Origin of the sequence: Thermoactinomyces sp. CICC 10522, assembly GCF_016055075.1 — a bacterium.
Classification (GTDB): domain Bacteria; phylum Bacillota; class Bacilli; order Thermoactinomycetales; family Thermoactinomycetaceae; genus Thermoactinomyces_A; species Thermoactinomyces_A daqus.
In genome coordinates this window covers 58,539-74,245 of sequence record NZ_JAECVY010000012.1, presented here as the reverse complement: position 1 = coordinate 74,245, position 15,707 = coordinate 58,539, and the positions used below count along the sequence as shown (strand labels likewise).

Annotated in this window: 17 protein-coding genes and 2 pseudogenes; 17 read left to right on the top strand and 2 right to left on the bottom strand. The window is 46.5% G+C overall.

Annotation, left to right across the window (positions count from 1 at the left end; all coding sequences use genetic code 11):
- The first annotated feature begins 110 nt into the window (after positions 1-110).
- The 4 genes and pseudogenes from cmr4 to I8U18_RS17810 form a co-directional block, all read left to right on the top strand.
- The gene (cmr4, locus tag I8U18_RS14085; RefSeq protein ID WP_370589402.1) at positions 111-665 is read left to right on the top strand and encodes a type III-B CRISPR module RAMP protein Cmr4; all 555 of its coding nucleotides are present in this window, start codon (positions 111-113) and stop codon (positions 663-665) included.
- A 1-nt stretch (position 666) separates the two neighbouring features.
- On the top strand, positions 667-1,137 hold the full coding sequence (gene cmr5, locus I8U18_RS14080) for a type III-B CRISPR module-associated protein Cmr5 (RefSeq protein ID WP_198056305.1): 471 nt from the start codon (positions 667-669) through the stop codon (positions 1,135-1,137).
- Complete coding sequence (gene cmr6, locus I8U18_RS14075; RefSeq protein WP_198064868.1) at positions 1,124-1,969, top strand: type III-B CRISPR module RAMP protein Cmr6; 846 nt, start codon at positions 1,124-1,126, stop codon at positions 1,967-1,969. The genes cmr5 and cmr6 overlap by 14 nt, the downstream gene beginning before the upstream one ends.
- A 119-nt stretch (positions 1,970-2,088) precedes the next feature.
- Positions 2,089-2,298: pseudogene (locus I8U18_RS17810) on the top strand (manganese catalase family protein); the annotation flags it as partial.
- A gap of 143 nt (positions 2,299-2,441) precedes the next feature.
- Here I8U18_RS17810 and I8U18_RS18250 read toward each other — a convergent pair.
- Positions 2,442-2,939, bottom strand: a complete 498-nt coding sequence (locus tag I8U18_RS18250) for a transposase (RefSeq protein ID WP_198059651.1) — start codon at positions 2,937-2,939, stop codon at positions 2,442-2,444.
- Between the two features lie 175 nt (positions 2,940-3,114).
- Here I8U18_RS18250 and I8U18_RS14065 point away from each other — a divergent pair, with 175 nt between their 5' ends.
- Positions 3,115-3,522, top strand: a complete 408-nt coding sequence (locus I8U18_RS14065; RefSeq protein ID WP_198059669.1) for a YjdF family protein — start codon at positions 3,115-3,117, stop codon at positions 3,520-3,522.
- Between the two features lie 443 nt (positions 3,523-3,965).
- The gene (locus I8U18_RS14060; protein WP_198056308.1) at positions 3,966-4,901 is read left to right on the top strand and encodes an aldo/keto reductase; all 936 of its coding nucleotides are present in this window, start codon (positions 3,966-3,968) and stop codon (positions 4,899-4,901) included.
- Between the two features lie 52 nt (positions 4,902-4,953).
- On the opposite strand, the gene I8U18_RS14055 is transcribed toward I8U18_RS14060, so the two are convergent.
- Entirely contained in the window at positions 4,954-5,397 is a 444-nt protein-coding gene (locus tag I8U18_RS14055) for a MarR family winged helix-turn-helix transcriptional regulator (protein WP_198056309.1), read from the bottom strand.
- 376 nt (positions 5,398-5,773) lie between these two features.
- On the opposite strand from I8U18_RS14055, the gene I8U18_RS14050 reads away from it, so the two are divergent.
- The 11 genes and pseudogenes from I8U18_RS14050 to dhaL form a co-directional block, all read left to right on the top strand.
- The gene (locus I8U18_RS14050) at positions 5,774-6,772 is read left to right on the top strand and encodes a right-handed parallel beta-helix repeat-containing protein (protein ID WP_198064867.1); all 999 of its coding nucleotides are present in this window, start codon (positions 5,774-5,776) and stop codon (positions 6,770-6,772) included.
- Positions 6,773-7,149: 377 nt separating this feature from the next.
- Positions 7,150-7,878, top strand: a complete 729-nt coding sequence (locus I8U18_RS14045) for an ABC transporter permease (RefSeq protein ID WP_370589250.1) — start codon at positions 7,150-7,152, stop codon at positions 7,876-7,878.
- Between the two features lie 59 nt (positions 7,879-7,937).
- Positions 7,938-8,975: a taurine ABC transporter substrate-binding protein gene (locus I8U18_RS14040; RefSeq protein WP_198064866.1), complete on the top strand. Its 1,038-nt coding sequence runs from the start codon at positions 7,938-7,940 to the stop codon at positions 8,973-8,975.
- 20 nt (positions 8,976-8,995) lie between these two features.
- On the top strand, positions 8,996-9,802 hold the full coding sequence (locus I8U18_RS14035; RefSeq protein WP_370589401.1) for an ABC transporter ATP-binding protein: 807 nt from the start codon (positions 8,996-8,998) through the stop codon (positions 9,800-9,802).
- A gap of 43 nt (positions 9,803-9,845) precedes the next feature.
- The gene (locus I8U18_RS14030; RefSeq protein WP_232331054.1) at positions 9,846-10,760 is read left to right on the top strand and encodes a TauD/TfdA dioxygenase family protein; all 915 of its coding nucleotides are present in this window, start codon (positions 9,846-9,848) and stop codon (positions 10,758-10,760) included.
- Between the two features lie 504 nt (positions 10,761-11,264).
- Positions 11,265-12,107, top strand: a complete 843-nt coding sequence (locus tag I8U18_RS14025) for an aldo/keto reductase (protein ID WP_198064865.1) — start codon at positions 11,265-11,267, stop codon at positions 12,105-12,107.
- Positions 12,108-12,261: 154 nt separating this feature from the next.
- Positions 12,262-12,426 carry a hypothetical protein gene (locus I8U18_RS14020; protein WP_198064864.1) on the top strand — a complete coding sequence of 55 codons (165 nt, stop codon included), beginning with the start codon at positions 12,262-12,264 and terminating at the stop codon, positions 12,424-12,426.
- Between the two features lie 145 nt (positions 12,427-12,571).
- Positions 12,572-12,865, top strand: coding sequence for an NTTRR-F1 domain (locus I8U18_RS14015; RefSeq protein ID WP_370589400.1), 294 nt, complete (start codon positions 12,572-12,574; stop codon positions 12,863-12,865).
- 158 nt (positions 12,866-13,023) lie between these two features.
- On the top strand, positions 13,024-13,617 hold the full coding sequence (locus I8U18_RS14010; protein WP_198064869.1) for a hypothetical protein: 594 nt from the start codon (positions 13,024-13,026) through the stop codon (positions 13,615-13,617).
- A 438-nt stretch (positions 13,618-14,055) separates the two neighbouring features.
- A complete protein-coding gene (gene dhaK, locus I8U18_RS14005) occupies positions 14,056-15,051 on the top strand; it encodes a dihydroxyacetone kinase subunit DhaK (RefSeq protein WP_198056357.1) in 996 nt (331 codons plus the stop codon).
- A pseudogene (gene dhaL / locus I8U18_RS14000) lies at positions 15,048-15,689 on the top strand (dihydroxyacetone kinase subunit DhaL); the annotation flags it as partial. The gene dhaK and the pseudogene dhaL, both read left to right, overlap by 4 nt.
- Between the last annotated feature and the right edge of the window lie 18 nt (positions 15,690-15,707).

The following is a 15,707-nucleotide window of genomic DNA, read 5'->3' as shown; positions in this document are numbered from 1 at the left end:
AGGAGCTTATGGAGGCTCTTCAGAGTCTGAGTGACAAAACGCCGGGATGGGTCAATTTTAAACCGGCTGAAGTGGGTTAATTTAATTCCGGCGTTGACAATTATCGCTGGGTGACGTGCCCGTATCTGTTGCAGCGTCTCTGCCGCGATCTGCAGTTGATCGGTGTTTGTGATAAACAAAAAATACCTTTTCCACTTGACTTTTTCGGCTTGCAAAAAGAGGAAGCCATTGTGGAGGACACAGGGGAGAGTACGATCTTTTTGGAGGAGTTATCTTTCAATGTAAAGGTGGAACCGGAGATCATCGGGCAGCTGATTCCCTTTCTTACTTCCTTGATCCGCCACGAATTCATGCAATCAGACGTGGTGAAGCGTCTTACCATCATCCATGATGAAGAGTTTGCCCACTTCGCCCGTTACGGGCTGCCCGTCATGTCCCGGAACAAGCTGGAGGACGAAACCAAGAAAAGTGAAAATCTTTGGCAGGAAGAAACGATTCCGCCGGATTCCCTCTTCTACACCCTCCTGATCGCGCGGAACGGGAAAGAAGAAGTCATCGAAGAGCTGGCCGACCATTTGAAGGAAAACGTGTATCTGCAAGTGGGAGGAAACGAAACGGTCGGCCAAGGCTGGATGGTCACAAAATTGATGGGGAGAGTGGGATAGGATGGCACTGTCACAAGAGCGGACACGGGAACAGACGCTGGATCAGCAGCGTGCGGCCTATTCACTGGAAACAGTGGATGATGTTAAACAGAAGGTGGAGCAAAAAAAATCTCAAGAGGGGGATCAAGGTGATGAGTATGCCGGTTATGTGGTTAATTTGGCCGGAAGCATCCTGATCAACGGATTGGGGCAAGCGTTGGCCCAGTTGCGTGCGGCCGCGAAGAACAAAAAAGATGATCCGCATGGATGGCTTTACCGTCATGTGCACTTGTGGATCTGCGAGAAGCATCCCCATTCTCCGTTTCATGGGAAAAAGGATCTGCTTCAAGCCCTGATGACGGGCAGCCGCCAGGAGTATCAATGGGCCTTGACGGAGACCATGGCTTTTTTGGAATGGCATCGCAAGATCGCCGTAGCCGAACTGAAGAAGATTGACAGCGGCGGCGGGGAGGAAAAAAATGACGAAGCGTAATTTGAATGAGACCTTTCTGCCTTTATACAATCGATTGTCTGTTGCATACAGCCTCACAGAATTAAAGCAGAATCCTCATGCCGGGCTGTGGTATGAGAAATTTTGCCATCAGTGGACATGGGATACGGATAAAAAGACGGGGGAGATCATCGGGGTTAAACTCGATAAAAATAAACGAAAATGGATTGAAACCGTGACGAAGGCTCCGGTGGGGGATGAAAAAAGAATTTCGCAATCGGTAGAGCGGCTGAAGTGGTTGGTTCAGGAGAGAAAAGGCGAGTTTTTTCACATGAAAACCACGTCGCGATTGATCCCCGGGATGGGGCGTTCTCATCCGGTGGAAAACGGGATCATATGGCATCCCACCTTGGGCGTGCCTTATCTGCCGGGTTCCTCGGTTAAAGGGTTGGTGCGGGCTTGGGCAACATCCTATGCATCGGAAGGAACAGATGAATGGCGGGAAAAGAACGAAATTATCTCCCGCATTTTCGGTCCGGAAGAGTCGGACAGACGAGCGGGAAGTGTCATTTTTTTTGACGCGTTGCCCATCCGCCCGCTTCAGTTGGAGATGGATATTATGACACCACATTATCAGGAATACTACAAAAACCCGAAGCAAAATTCCCCGCGCGAGTGGGAGTCACCCAATCCGATCCCTTTTTTGACCGTGGCGGAAGAGCAACCATTTATCTTCGCGATTGCTCCCCGGCGGTTAAATGACAAGCATGATCTGGATAAAGTGATCAACTGGCTGAAAGAGGCATTGGTGTGGATCGGTGCCGGAGCCAAAACCGCGGTCGGTTATGGCCGATTTGAGGAAATAAAGATCTGAAAATAGCGTCGCCGGTCGGGAGTGGTGCGAAAAACTCCAGGGATCGGCGACATTTTTTTCTCGCAGATTCATGTGTTTTCTTGCTCCGGCCAAGGTTTGAATAATGGCCTGAAGGGAGGGATATCTCCAAGTATCCGGAATGCCGGAAGTATATGGATCGAGGCTGGCATCATGCCCAATTTAATTTCCGAATGGACGACACTCGAATCGCAGAAATCTTCCGAGGTCCTGCACCCAGCAGATCGGGAGGCCCCCTTTCGGTGGAACCTCCGCTTGAAGGGGATCCGGTTCCAGAGTTACCTGAAATTCCGACAGAATTCAGTCCCGGTTTTTTTGCAGATACTCAAAATCAACCTTGGGCTCCGCTTAATCAAGGCAGCCCAGCCATATTCATGCTCTGTTTTCCTGTGAACAATCTCCCTGGCAGGGAAGCTCGAGGTTATTGACAAACCCGGCAGAAAAAAACGCTGGGTTAAATAGAAGAAAATAAAGAAGAACGGACGGCAAAGAAGGGTGCTCCTATGGGGCCCTTGCTCATCCGGAAAAGGAGCAAGGTCATTTTCTTGATGTTTTGGCACATGGCAGTAAGGAGAGATTGCTCTGTAATTCTGGCAAGCTCCCTCATCCGTGCATGGCGAAGTTCGTGCAGCTCTTTTCCATCCGCAAACCTTCGCCCAATCGTCTCTTTCCTCTGTTTGTAAAGCGTTTTTCCCCGTTTACTTAACCGGTGCTGACGAACCCACTCCTCGGTATCTTTCCATACATGTCGGTTGACGGTTTTCACATGGTTTTTCGAGCGGGGGCACCGGGATAAAAACGGGCAATTCCGGCCTGTTTGGGATCGGTTGTACTCGCGGGATCCTTTGCAGTTGATTGCGGTAAGTCTGTTCGTGTTTTTCCGGACATAAGTAAATATCAGGCATACGTTGTATTTGAAACTTCCTTGCCGATGGCAGTGGGTTTGAAACATTGATAAAACCATTGACAAAATGTAAAATAAGGGCTGTCAAATAAGGGAATGTAAAAACACGAACCGGTTGGTAGTCCGGTTGCATCGGAAACGGAGATTTCCGGTGTCAGTAACCTTCCCCCCTCGGGATGTCCATCATTCCCTTGGTGAACGTACAAGAGGGGGAGCGATGGAAATGAAACTCACTGTTTTTTTCAATGGCCAGTTTTGGGTGGGGGTCATCGAGCAATGGGATGGGAACCGGCTGAAAGCGGCTCAACATATTTTTGGCACCGAACCCAATGATGAAGAAGTGATGCTCTTCGTCCAAAGGAACATGCTTCACTTGATCGCGGAAGCCAAGGAACACGTTTCCGTCTGCCGTAAGGAGAAAAAGGCGAATCCCAAGCGGTTGGCGCGGCAAGCAGCGAAAGAAATGAAACAAAAAGGTGTTTCCACTTACGCGCAAATGGCGATAAAGCAAGAGTATGAAAGGCGCAAACAAGAGCGCAAAAAGTCGGCGAAAGAGCGAAAAGAAGAGCTGGCCGTGAAAAAATGGGAGTTGAAAGTGCAAAAGAGAAAAGAAAAACATCGCGGCAGATAAAATCGAGTAGAAGTGGGCGGCTAATCCCCCCTGGGGGTTTGCCATCCATCCCAAGTTCCCTGACAGGGGAGCTTTTTTTATGTCCGCCGTAATTGATCAAAATAGCGGGAGATGATGACGAAATCGGCCGATGCACCCTGTGGGGGAAGTTTGTGAGGGACTCGGGCGATTGACAAACATCGCCTGGGAAGATATGATGTGGTCGTATAATTGTATGCACATGCAATTATATTGTCGGCATTCACGGCGCATATAATCATGGGTAAAGTTTTGCGGCTTCTGACTGACAAAGCGGGGTTGATCAGAAGCAGCCCCGGTTTGGGGAGTTGTCCGTTTTGGGATCATCATTGGATGGAATGTTGATCAGCGCCCGTCAATGAATGAGAATGCCTGAATACCTTGAATGAACAACATACCACATGAAGGAAAGGGGCTCACAAAATATGAAGCATGCAATTATGAAAAAAGCCGGCTTAAAGGTATCGCGAATCGGTCTGGGAACCAACGCCGTGGGTGGATATAATTTATTCAGCAATATTCAAGAAGAGAACGGCAGAAAATTGGTATATGAAGCACTTGAGCAAGGGATCAACTTTTTCGATACGGCGGATGCCTACGGGTTTGGCCGTTCAGAAGAGATTTTGGGGGAAATTCTGCATGATCAGCGGGACAACGTTGTGATCGCTACCAAAGGCGGAATTGAAAAGCTTGACGATGGAACGATCCGCCACAACAACAAGCCGGAATATCTGCGATCCGCTGTGGAGAAAAGCTTGAGGAGATTGAGAACCGATTACATTGACTTGTATTATATCCATTATATCGATCCTGAAGTGCCTCTCGCCGAGTCCATCGGTGAATTGAGCCGTTTGCGGGAGGAAGGGAAGATCAAAGCGATCGGCGTGTCCAATGTGGATTTTGGCCAACTCCGGGAAGCAAATGCCGACAACCATGTCTCCGTTGTGCAGTTGCCTTACAATATGTTGGATCGAACAGCGGAAAAAGAGCTTCTTCCCTATTGTGTGGAGCATGGCATTTCCTTTGTTCCATACGGTCCGTTGGCGTTCGGCATCTTGGGAGGGAAATACACCCGTGATTTCGTTTTGGAAGACGGGGATTGGAGAAAAGATGTTGCTTTGTTTGAGCCTGCCAACTTCCAATCCATTTTGCACAAAGTGGAGCAATTAAAGCAAGTGGCTGTGGAAAAAGAAACGACTGTTGCCGGTTTGGCGCTGGCGTGGCTGTTGGCGCAACCGGGAGTGGACACTGTTATTCCGGGCGGCAAGAGACCGGAACAGGTGGCGGAAAACATCACGGCGGTTCAGGTGAACTTGAGCGGGGCCGATCTTGAACGCATCAATCAAATATTGGCGAACTGACTTCATTGCAAAGACTGGAAAAAGGCGTCGATTGCGACGCCTTTTTTTATTTTTATTCATTTGTTTTTTTCATGATTGTGCACAGGTCCATCAGAGTTTCGATATGCTGTTTTTTTGCGAAGGAGGTGACGATCACTTCTTGATAGGTTGGCAGAACTTTTGCGAGCTGTTCTTTCCCTTTTTCGGTCAATTTTGTGTAAACGCCGCGGCGGTCAGTGTCACAAATGTGTCTCCTGAGCAAGCCGCAACTTTCATCTTCCAGACGGGAAACCAATCGGGACATGGCGCTTTGGCTCAACCCGGCTTCATTGGCGAGCTGTTGCAAGCGCATGCGGTAACCGGGTGCTTCGGACAAAATAAGCAAAACATGAAACTCGCTTAAAGAGAGTTGGTGTTTTTCTTGCAGGAGACGTTCAAGCTCATGCAGTACTTGGGTGTAGATTTTGTGCAAACTCCTCCATTTTTTTACGATCTCTATTTTCGAAAGATGATCCATTTTTTTCACCTGCTTAAACATACGTAGTGGTACGATGAAATGAGCGTTTGTTATCTAATAACTTGAGCTGTATTCCTTTACAATTCTAAAGGGTTGATTTGCTTTTTGCAAAAAAACATCTTGTGATTTTCAGGCGCATCCAGCGGCGAAAAACGAAAAAAAGTATACACAACGTCGCCAGCTCTTTTCGGGATTTAAGGATTTCAAATCAATGATCCCTTTGGAGGTAACGGAGTGTAGGCAAGAGTTTATTTATCATCATGAAGAGTATAAAAATATCGGATTATTGCAAACGTAAAGAAGGAAGTCATGCTAAAATAGTAGTTGGATTCAGAATTATCAGCACAAAGGCATGGAGGAGAAGGAGAGAAAAGGGATGTTTAACCTTAAAAGATCGCTTCCTGTGGCACGCTTGTTTGTCTTGGCCCTGATACTTACTCTATTTGCCGCCATGGCCCCTGGTTTTGGCGTTGTTCGTGCAGCAACGGTCACGGTCGATTCTTCTGCTGAATTGATGAATGCGTTGGCTTCCGCTAAGCCTGGCGACCGGATCGTGTTGGCCTCCGGAATCACTTTTTCCGGCCAGTTTAAGGCGACTGCCAGTGGCACTGCTTCCGCTCCGATCACGTTGGAAAGCGCCGATCCTTCTAATAAGGCGGTATTGAAAGGGAATGGAACCGGGAGCGGCTATGCTCTGCAAATCACCGGGGATTACTGGAATATTCGAAACGTGAAAGTGACGAATGCGCAAAAAGGAATCATGTTGGATCATGCGAACCATAATTTGCTCGATGCGGTGGAAGTCTACCAAATCGTGGATGAAGGAGTCCATTTTCGTGACGGCAGCTCTTACAACACGCTGCAAAACTCCTATATCCATGATACAGGCAAAGGACAACCGGGATTTGGCGAGGGAGTCTATGTCGGTTCTGATAAAGGGAAATGGTCAACGATCAACCCTGCGTCAGATTATAACCGTGTCGTTAATAACACGATCGGGCCCAATGTCACTGCCGAGCATATCGATATCAAGGAAGGTTCGACGGGAACGGTTGTCAGCGGAAATATTTTTGATGGCAGAGGCATGACGGGGGATAATTATGCGGATAGTTTTATTGATGTGAAAGGGAATGATGTCACAATCAGTTCCAATGTCGGATACCGGAACGGCAATGAGGTTATTGCCGATGCTTTCCAAGTCCATCAGCAGGTATCCGGTTGGGGACTCAACGCGGATTTTAACGGCAATACCCTCTACCTGGATAACGCCTCCTGTTATGTTGTCAACGCAGCCAGCGGGACAAGCGCCAGAGCGCATAACAACATCCGAAGCCCCAAAGGCAATATGTACCGGGGAAATGTCACCCAATACTAGACTTTTGGGGGTGGAGGGGCATGATTTAAATGTTGAGTTTCGCTGCCGGATGCAGCAGATCCATTTACGTTTTTTCTGTTGACATGAATCATTGTCGTTAATATAATAAAACAAAGTAAATTGATAAGAATTAATCTATTGAACCGACCAGACCACTGGAGGTCCAGATCCTTGCATCGATTGTAGGTGATGGGACCTCCTTGTTTTTTATGGACTGAAATGTTGTCCTCATAAGGCACCCCAAAGCAATCAGAATGGAGAAGTTTGCCCTGGCATTTGACGAAGACAAGATGAAAAGGAGGGCCGTATCGTTGAGCAGACAAAATACCCATAAAAATGAAGTGCTCGTAAGAGTGTTGTCTGTTGTTACTGTTGTTATGATCTTTTTTTTCTGGGCGATCAGTACGGAGCGGAAATGGATTGATCCTGTTTTCCTGCCTTCTCCGCAATCAGTGTGGATTGCTTTTTTGGACCTTATACATAATGGATACAAAGGGGCTTCTTTATTCAACCATATTCTTGACAGTCTTAACAGGTTGTTTCAGGCGCTGGTTCTTGCGCTGATTACTGCCGTTCCACTCGGATTGATATCTGGATATTCAAAATATTTTCGTGCGATTTTCGATCCTGTTATTGAATTTTACAGACCTCTTCCGCCGTTAGCTTATTATACATTGCTGGTATTGTGGCTGGGGATTGATGATAAATCGAAGATTGCGCTCTTATTTCTGAGTGCTTTTGCTCCATTGTTTATTGCAACGGTATCAAGTGTGCAGAAGGTTCCTCAAGATCGAATCAATGCAGCCAGATCGTTGGGGGCTTCAAAGTGGAAGGTATTGGTTTACATCATTTTTCCAAGTTCTCTGCCTGACATTATTACCGGGCTTCGCACAGCGATTGGAGTCGCTTATTCGACTTTGGTTGCGGCGGAAATGGTCGCGGCCACTTCCGGAATCGGGTGGATGGTATTGGATGCAAGCAAGTATTTACGCAGCGATATCATTTTTGTGGGAATTATTTTGATGGGAGGAATTGCCGTCATCATGGACGGATTGATTCGCTGGATTCAACATCGTCAATTTCCGTGGATCAAAACCCCGGATTGATTTCCATTCAGACAAACAAATTCTAATAATGTCACCAGGAGAAGGAGAGGAAAGCCCGGATGTCTTTTCAAAAAAAGAGCAAATGTTTACTTATTATTCTGTTTTCTTTCTTGATTCTGTTTACGGCCGCTTGTTCCAATCAGGCAACATCATCAGCATCACAATCAAAGTCGGCACCGAAAGAAATTCGTTTGGGGTACCAAGTTTCACCAAGTGCTGAACTGTTAGCCAAAGCTTCAGGTCTGCTGGAGAAAAAATATCCAGACATCAAAATCAATTGGATTCAATTTGATTCAGGACGGGATGTGAATACCGCAATTGCAAGCGGCAGCATTGATTTCGGACTCGTTGGCACCCCTCCTGCCGCCATCGGCATTGCCAAAGGATTGCCGTACAAAGTCTTTTATGTACATGACGTCATTGGAGATAGTGAAGCATTGGTGGTCAAAAAAAGTTCAGGCATCAAAACGCTTAAAGATCTTAAAGGTAAAAAGATCGCGACGACATTTACTTCGACATCTCATTTCAGTCTGCTGGGTGCGTTAAAAAAGGAGGGAATCAACCCTGAAAAGGAAAAAATTACAATTCTTGATATGCAACCACCCGATATTTATGCTGCATGGAAAAGAAATGATATAGATGAGGCGTATATCTGGCAACCTACACAAGATAAACTCATTCGTGAAGGAGGAAATGTTATCGTAACCTCCGGAGATTTGGTCAAAAAGGGGGTGGTCACGGCTGAAGTAGGGATCGTTCATAAGGATTTTCTAAAAAAGTATCCTGACATTGTTAAGGGATATATATCTGTCTTAAATGAAGCAGTCGGTGATTATCGAACGAAACCAGAACAATCTGCTCAGTTACTTTCTAAAGAACTGGGGATTTCTCCGGCAGAAAGCTTAAAAACGATGCGACAAATGATTTGGCTGGATGGTTCGCAACAGAAAAAATACTTTGGAGAATCCGGTCAAACCGGGGAATTGGCAAAAGTATTGAAGGATACCGGAGACTTTATGGTTACACAAAAAGCGATCCCGTCTTCTCCTGATCTAAAAACTTTTCAACAAGCTCTGTTAAGTGATTTATACAAGTAAGGAAAAAAGGAGGGGAGGTTGTGTCAATCGCATCTGCCGTATTACACAAGGAACCCGTAACCAGTTCCCCATTGATTGAAGTAATGAATTTAAGTTTAACTTACCATGGCAGAAACAATAAATCGAATGTTCTGGATAATATAAATCTCCAATTATACCAAAATGATTTCGTATGCGTATTGGGACCGTCAGGATGCGGAAAATCATCGCTGCTGAATGTGCTGGCCGGATTTGTTAAACCGACGACTGGGGAAGTGATCATCGATGGTGAAAAGCATAATAAACCGAATTCTGATGTCGGAGTCATATTTCAGCACCACAACTTGTTCCCGTGGTTAACGATTGAAAAAAATATCGAGTTTGGATTGAAAATGAAATCTGTTCCGAAAAGCGCTCGTAAAAAGATCGTTTCCAGGCTGTTAAAAATGGTGGAACTGGAGTCTGCGGCCAAAATGTGGCCCCATCAACTTTCGGGAGGGATGAAACAAAGAGTCTCCATAGCCCGGACACTTGCAACTGATCCAAAAGTGATCTTGATGGATGAACCTTTCAGCGCACTGGATGCCTTGACCCGGGAGAACATGCAGAGACATCTGATTGGAATTTGGGAAGAAACGCAAAAATGCATATTTTTTATCACCCATGATGTTGAAGAAGCGCTGTTATTGGGAACGCGGATTTTGGTTATGCATCCCAATCCCGGAAGAATCGTGGTCGATATGTTAAATCCGTTGCGACAACCTGGTAAATCAAGGGAAGAGATTAAAGAATTAAAAGAATTTAATGAGCTTAGAAATCATTTCATTTCCAAGATAAGAAGCTCTTGAGTAAATCGACAACGGGCCATAGTCAATTGAAAGGAGTATGAAAATGTCTGATCATTCCCGTCCGCTCAAGTTTGAAAACCGTGAAGATCGTGAAGGTCCGCGTATTCTTCGCCGTCTGCCGGAAGGCCTGGAGGAGCGTCCCTACCAGTTGTTTGAAGTCAAGCCGCTCAGTCCGATCATTGGTGCTGAAATCGTCGGCTTGGATCTGGCAAAGCCAGTCACACCAGAGGTACAAGCTGAGTTAAATCGGGCATTATTGGAGTGGAAGGTTCTGTTCTTCCGCAATCAGCCAATCACCAGTGAGCAACTGCTCGCTTTTGCCCGTCAGTGGGGTGAACTGGAAATACACCCGTTTTACATCAACAAGCACTCAAAAGAAATCGTGCAATTTGCCAGGGACAAAAAGCAAGCCGGTTCCGAGAACATATGGCATACCGACGTCACTTTCCGTGCCAATCCTGCCAAAGCTTGCATATTAAGAATGATCGAGGTTCCACCGGTTGGAGGCGATACGTTATGGGCTGACATGGGGGCCGCATATGACAATCTTCCTGATGAGATTAAGGAACGAATTGATGGCCTCACCGCTCTCCATGATTTCACTCCTTCTTTCAGCCGTTTACTGTCCCCGGAGGAGCTGGCTGCCAAACAGGCAGAATTTCCGCCTGTTGAGCACCCGGTTGTTCGAACCCATCCGGAAACGAGACGCAAGACGCTATTCGTAAACCCGGCGTTTACTACCCGGATTCCCGGTCTGGAACCGGAGGAGAGCGAGAAACTGCTTCAGTACCTGTTTCGTCAAGCCCATATACCCGAGTACCAGGTGCGCTTTCATTGGGAGGTGAATTCGGTCGCCTTTTGGGATAATCGTGCCACCCAACATTACGCGGTTTCTGACTATTATCCTCATCCGCGAAAAGCAGAACGTGTGGCAATCGTCGGTGATCGGCCGTTTTAAGGGAACGAAGGAACCGGGCGGTGGCCCTGACCAGACAACTGATTTGTAAACCAGTTGACCCTTGCTTTTGCAAGGGTTTTGTTTTTGAAATGGAACTGTTGGAAAGGAATGTTCGTTTTCCGGGGCCCCGGTTTCTGTTTTTTATCGTATGCTTTGAGGCCTGAGGATCAAGGGGAGCGTGCGGGGAGTGACTTCATCCCCATAATGTCACCGTTGGCCGCTAAGTTACCTAATCGTACCTATCGCACCAATCAGTAACAATGGCACAAAAAAGTGCGTACTTCCTAATCGGAAGCAGGTAATGCATAATAAGGATCGTGGCTGTCCGGCAACCGCCGCCATTCAAGTGGTCAGGAGGTGGAAAGCATAGAAGATACAGACATGAATCTTTGTTGGAAAGGATCGCAAAAGCAGGAGTGCAACGGCGGATAACCGGCCGTTCGCAATAGATGGAATATTTATAATCAACTCTCTTTTTAGAGAGACTTGCTGGAGGGTTGTTTCATGGCGAAACATTTGCAGGATACCACTACTTTGTACAATGGTGTGAAAATGCCCTGGCTTGGGTTGGGAGTGTTCAAGGTGGAAGAGGGGCCGGAACTCGTCAATGCGGTAAAAACGGCGATCAAGTACGGGTACCGCAGCGTGGACACTGCCGCCATTTATCAAAATGAGGAAGGTGTCGGACAAGGGATTCGCGAAGGTCTGGAACAAGCCGGTATTTCCCGGGAAGAATTGTTTGTGACATCCAAAGTGTGGAATAGCGATTTGGGATATGAATCCACTTTGCAAGCTTATGAAATCAGTCTGCGAAAACTCGGTCTGGATTATCTGGATCTGTACCTGATTCACTGGCCTGTGGAAGGAAAATATAAAGAGGCTTGGAGAGCATTGGAGACTCTTTACAAAGAAGGACGGGTTAAAGCAATCGGGGTCAGCAATTTCCACATTCACCATTTGGAAGATTTGCTGAAGGATGCGGAAATCAAACCCATGGTGAACCAAGTGGAGTTCCATCCCCGGCTGACCCAGAAAGAACTGAGAAAGTATTGCAAAGAACAAGGGATACAATTTGAAGCATGGTCTCCGTTAATGCAAGGACAATTGCTGGACAATCCGGTACTAAAAGAGATTGCCGACCAGTACGGCAAATCGGTTGCACAAATCATTCTGCGTTGGGACTTGCAACATGGTGTTGTGACAATTCCCAAATCGACCAAAGAACATCGTATAATCGAAAACGGGTCCGTCTTTGATTTTGAATTGACAAAAGAAGAGATGGAACGAATTGACGTGTTGAACCAAAATCACCGGGTCGGTCCGGATCCTGACAATTTTGATTTCTGATCGTGAGCGCAAGGGATGGGCAGTGTTCCATCCCTTGTTTGCATTTTCACAATCATCAACGGTTCTTGTCCGGCCGTTTTTTGTGTTTATTATCAACGTTGCGAGACTTCAGCACTCCAGAAAGTTGCCAAGCAAGCAGGAGGAAATTGTCTGAATGAAGTTAAACGGGGATAAATCTTTGATTCTTGCAAAAAGGATGGATGAGGTTTTATTGGATTTACAACAAAATAGATCTGTCGGAAGACAAAGCGATGTAAAACATGATTTTCTTCAAACAGATCATGAACGGTTGATTATCGAGAATCAGGAAGTCGAATAGCCGAGTGTATGAGCCATTTTCTATCTTGTTGAATAAAAATATTATACATATCTGCTTGTTAACAAGAGACAAAAGCAGTTTGTAAATTTATCTTCTGATTAAATCATGAATCCGTGATGGATCAAAGAATTGTCATCAAAGTGAGGTGTTGGGACTGTCGATCCAAAATATTGTAATCAATGGAAGGTTTGAAACAGGTACAATAGCACCTTGGGTGTCTATGAATGCCGTAGTCACTAGTCAGTATGCACATTCTGATTTTTATTCGGTCGGACTCCAAGGTGGGAATATCATTTCTTATATCGCTCAGATAGTTCCGGTAAACCCTGGCAGCTATGAGTTCTTTGTTTCCTTAGCCAAAGTCTCATCTTTACCCTCCCCGCCGGTTCAAGCCCATTTGATAGCTCGTTTAATTTTTTGGAGGAGGGCCGGTTTTTAAATATTCTCTTTAATCGGATACCAGAGATTACAAACAATTTATGGCTTGAAGTCTACCAAACGACTGTTTCTGCACCAGCAGGTACTGCTTATGCATTCATCTTGGTCAATACTTTGCCGTAGCCGGGGAGTACGGATATCTTAATAGATGATGTTGCTTTGCTGACTTCAGGCTATGAAAACGGAATTACAGGAGCAACCGGAGCGACAGGAGCAACCGGGGCCACCGGAGCAACTGGGGTAACAGGAGCAACGGGAGTAACCGAATCAACAGGAGCAACGGGAGTAACAGGAGCCACAGGAGCGACAGGAGCAGGAGCTGCCCCAGCATTTTTGCAGGTATTCAGCGATGTGACACAAACAGTGGCATCTGGAGATGATGTTGTTTTCAATAACTCAAACCCGACAGCCACAGCGGATTTCACCTTTACTCCTCCATCGGCCACTGTCACTATCAACACACCTGGACAATACCGTATTGAATACGCAGTTACCCTGTCCGATGCTGCTACACAAGCTGCCGCTTATTCCCTCGTCTTCAGTGATACAGGTACCCCGGTACTTGCTTCAGACTATGGATCGACCAATGCCATCGGTCAAAGCAATCAGGTTACCGGATTTACTATTCTTGACATTACAGAGTCAACAGGCATTTCGTTGCGCAATATCGGAGCCACGGATGATAACTTGACCAATACGATTGATGGAGCCACGGTTTTGTCTGCTTCGCTGCTGATTCACAGAATTGGTTAACGCTTCTCTTTCAGACTCTCCTTTTGCATGAATCTCTGCCATCAGTGATTCGTGCATGGACACAAACCCAAATCCTTGATGCCTAATAAGCATCCCTCTGAGGGGTCAGGGGGATGCTTTCTCTTTGTGATGGGTATGGCTCGTGAAAATAAGCCGGGATTTCCTGAAGTCTTCTCTCTCTCCTGCATAAAGATTGGGAAAGGAGATCCCAGCCGGTGGCAGAAATGATTCCGAAAAACTTTTTGATTTCATGCCTTTTGCTGATCTGCCGGGGAAATCCTTTGTCCCGGGGGCGGAATCACATTAAAATGGCAGAGAAGTTGAATATATGATACAAATAAATTAGAAAATCCCATAATTATTATGAAATTGAGATATAAAAACCAAATGGCTGGCGATGGAAAAATTTAAATGAATCCTGGAGAAGGGACGATTGACTTGAAGAAACTGATTAATAACCCTGAACATGTGGTGCGTGACATGATTGATGGCATGGTTTTGGCTCATCCCGACAAACTGAAAAATCTGACGGGGACCAATGTTCTGATTCGTGCCAATGCCCCGAATGGAGGCAAGGTCGCATTGGTCAGCGGAGGCGGAAGTGGACATGAACCCTCGCATGCCGGATATGTCGGGAGCGGCATGCTCGATGCAGCCGTAGCCGGAGAAGTTTTCACATCCCCCACGCCCGACCAGATCCTTGAAGCGATCAAAGCTGTGGATGCCGGAAAAGGGGTATTGTTGATCATAAAAAACTACTCAGGGGATTTGATGAACTTCGAGATGGCGGCCGAACTGGCAGAAGCCGAAGGGATTCAAATCGCCAAGGTGATTGTAAATGATGATGTTGCGGTTGAGAACAGTACCTTTACTCAAGGACGCAGAGGAATCGCGGGAACGGTTTTTGTCCACAAAATTGCCGGCGCCCTTGCTGAAAAAGGAGCTTCCCTGAAAGAAGTGGAACAGGTGGCCAACAAGGTGATTCAACATGTGCGCAGCATCGGAGTCGCATTGACTCCATGTACTGTTCCAGCCGTTGGAAAACCCGGTTTTGAAATTGGGGAACAGGAAATCGAAATCGGGATCGGCATCCACGGAGAACCGGGAACTTACCGGACTGCCATGGCTACAGCCGATGAAATCGCCGAAATCCTTTTGTCCCGGATTCTGGACGATCTGAAACTAACCGCAGGGGACCGGGTTGCGGTGATGATCAACGGTCTTGGCGGAACTCCGTTGATGGAGCTGTATATTCTGCACAAGAAAGTATCCCAAATCTTAAAAAGCAAGGATATTTCCGTTTACGACACATATGTAGGCGAATATATGACGGCAATCGAAATGGCTGGATGTTCCATCTCGCTCCTCAAACTGGATGATCAACTGATTGAGCTGCTTGAAGCACCTGCCGATACCATTGCCTGGAAAAAATGACAAGGAGGAAAAAGCCGTTGATTAAATCTGATCATATTATCAAATGGATGAATTTGGCCAATATTCGATTGGATGAGCAGAAAGAGTATCTCACCAGGCTTGATCAGGCGATCGGCGATGGGGATCACGGCATCAACATGTCCAAAGGTTTCAAAGAAGTGATTGAGAAAATCCATCAGACAGACTGTCACGATATCGGGAAATTGTTGCAGGATATCGGAATGGTGCTTGTTTCCAAGGTGGGGGGCGCTTCAGGTCCTTTATATGGCACTGCGTTCATAAAAGCAGGGCAGGTATTGAAAGGGAAAGAGGAAATCACCATCAGTGAATTGGGGCAAGCCTTGCAAGAATCTGTAAACGGCATCAAACTGAGAGGGAAATCACAGGTTGGCGACAAAACCATGCTGGACGTCTGGGAACCGGTCACCCGGTATATTCAGCAAAAAGGAAACGAGCTCAACGCCGATGAACTGGTTTCCATTGCCAGAGAACAAATGGAAAATACGAAGGAGCTGGAAGCCCGGAAAGGACGTGCTTCCTTTTTGGGAAAAAGGTCAATCGGGCATTTGGACCCCGGTGCCGTTTCATCTTTCCTGTTGTTTGAAGCCCTGTGTTCAATCCTTGAAGAAAACAGGGATGCGGGTCAAACAAAAGAG

Coding starts and splice junctions, on each gene's coding strand:
- cmr5 (WP_198056305.1), top strand. CDS start 667: ATGGCACTGTCACAAGAGCGGACACGGGAACAGACGCTGGATCAGCAG.
- cmr6 (WP_198064868.1), top strand. CDS start 1,124: ATGACGAAGCGTAATTTGAATGAGACCTTTCTGCCTTTATACAATCGA.
- I8U18_RS18250 (WP_198059651.1), bottom strand. CDS start 2,939: ATGTTTCAAACCCACTGCCATCGGCAAGGAAGTTTCAAATACAACGTA.
- I8U18_RS14065 (WP_198059669.1), top strand. CDS start 3,115: ATGAAACTCACTGTTTTTTTCAATGGCCAGTTTTGGGTGGGGGTCATC.
- I8U18_RS14060 (WP_198056308.1), top strand. CDS start 3,966: ATGAAGCATGCAATTATGAAAAAAGCCGGCTTAAAGGTATCGCGAATC.
- I8U18_RS14055 (WP_198056309.1), bottom strand. CDS start 5,397: ATGGATCATCTTTCGAAAATAGAGATCGTAAAAAAATGGAGGAGTTTG.
- I8U18_RS14050 (WP_198064867.1), top strand. CDS start 5,774: ATGTTTAACCTTAAAAGATCGCTTCCTGTGGCACGCTTGTTTGTCTTG.
- I8U18_RS14045 (WP_370589250.1), top strand. CDS start 7,150: ATGATCTTTTTTTTCTGGGCGATCAGTACGGAGCGGAAATGGATTGAT.
- I8U18_RS14040 (WP_198064866.1), top strand. CDS start 7,938: ATGTCTTTTCAAAAAAAGAGCAAATGTTTACTTATTATTCTGTTTTCT.
- I8U18_RS14030 (WP_232331054.1), top strand. CDS start 9,846: ATGTCTGATCATTCCCGTCCGCTCAAGTTTGAAAACCGTGAAGATCGT.
- I8U18_RS14025 (WP_198064865.1), top strand. CDS start 11,265: ATGGCGAAACATTTGCAGGATACCACTACTTTGTACAATGGTGTGAAA.
- I8U18_RS14020 (WP_198064864.1), top strand. CDS start 12,262: ATGAAGTTAAACGGGGATAAATCTTTGATTCTTGCAAAAAGGATGGAT.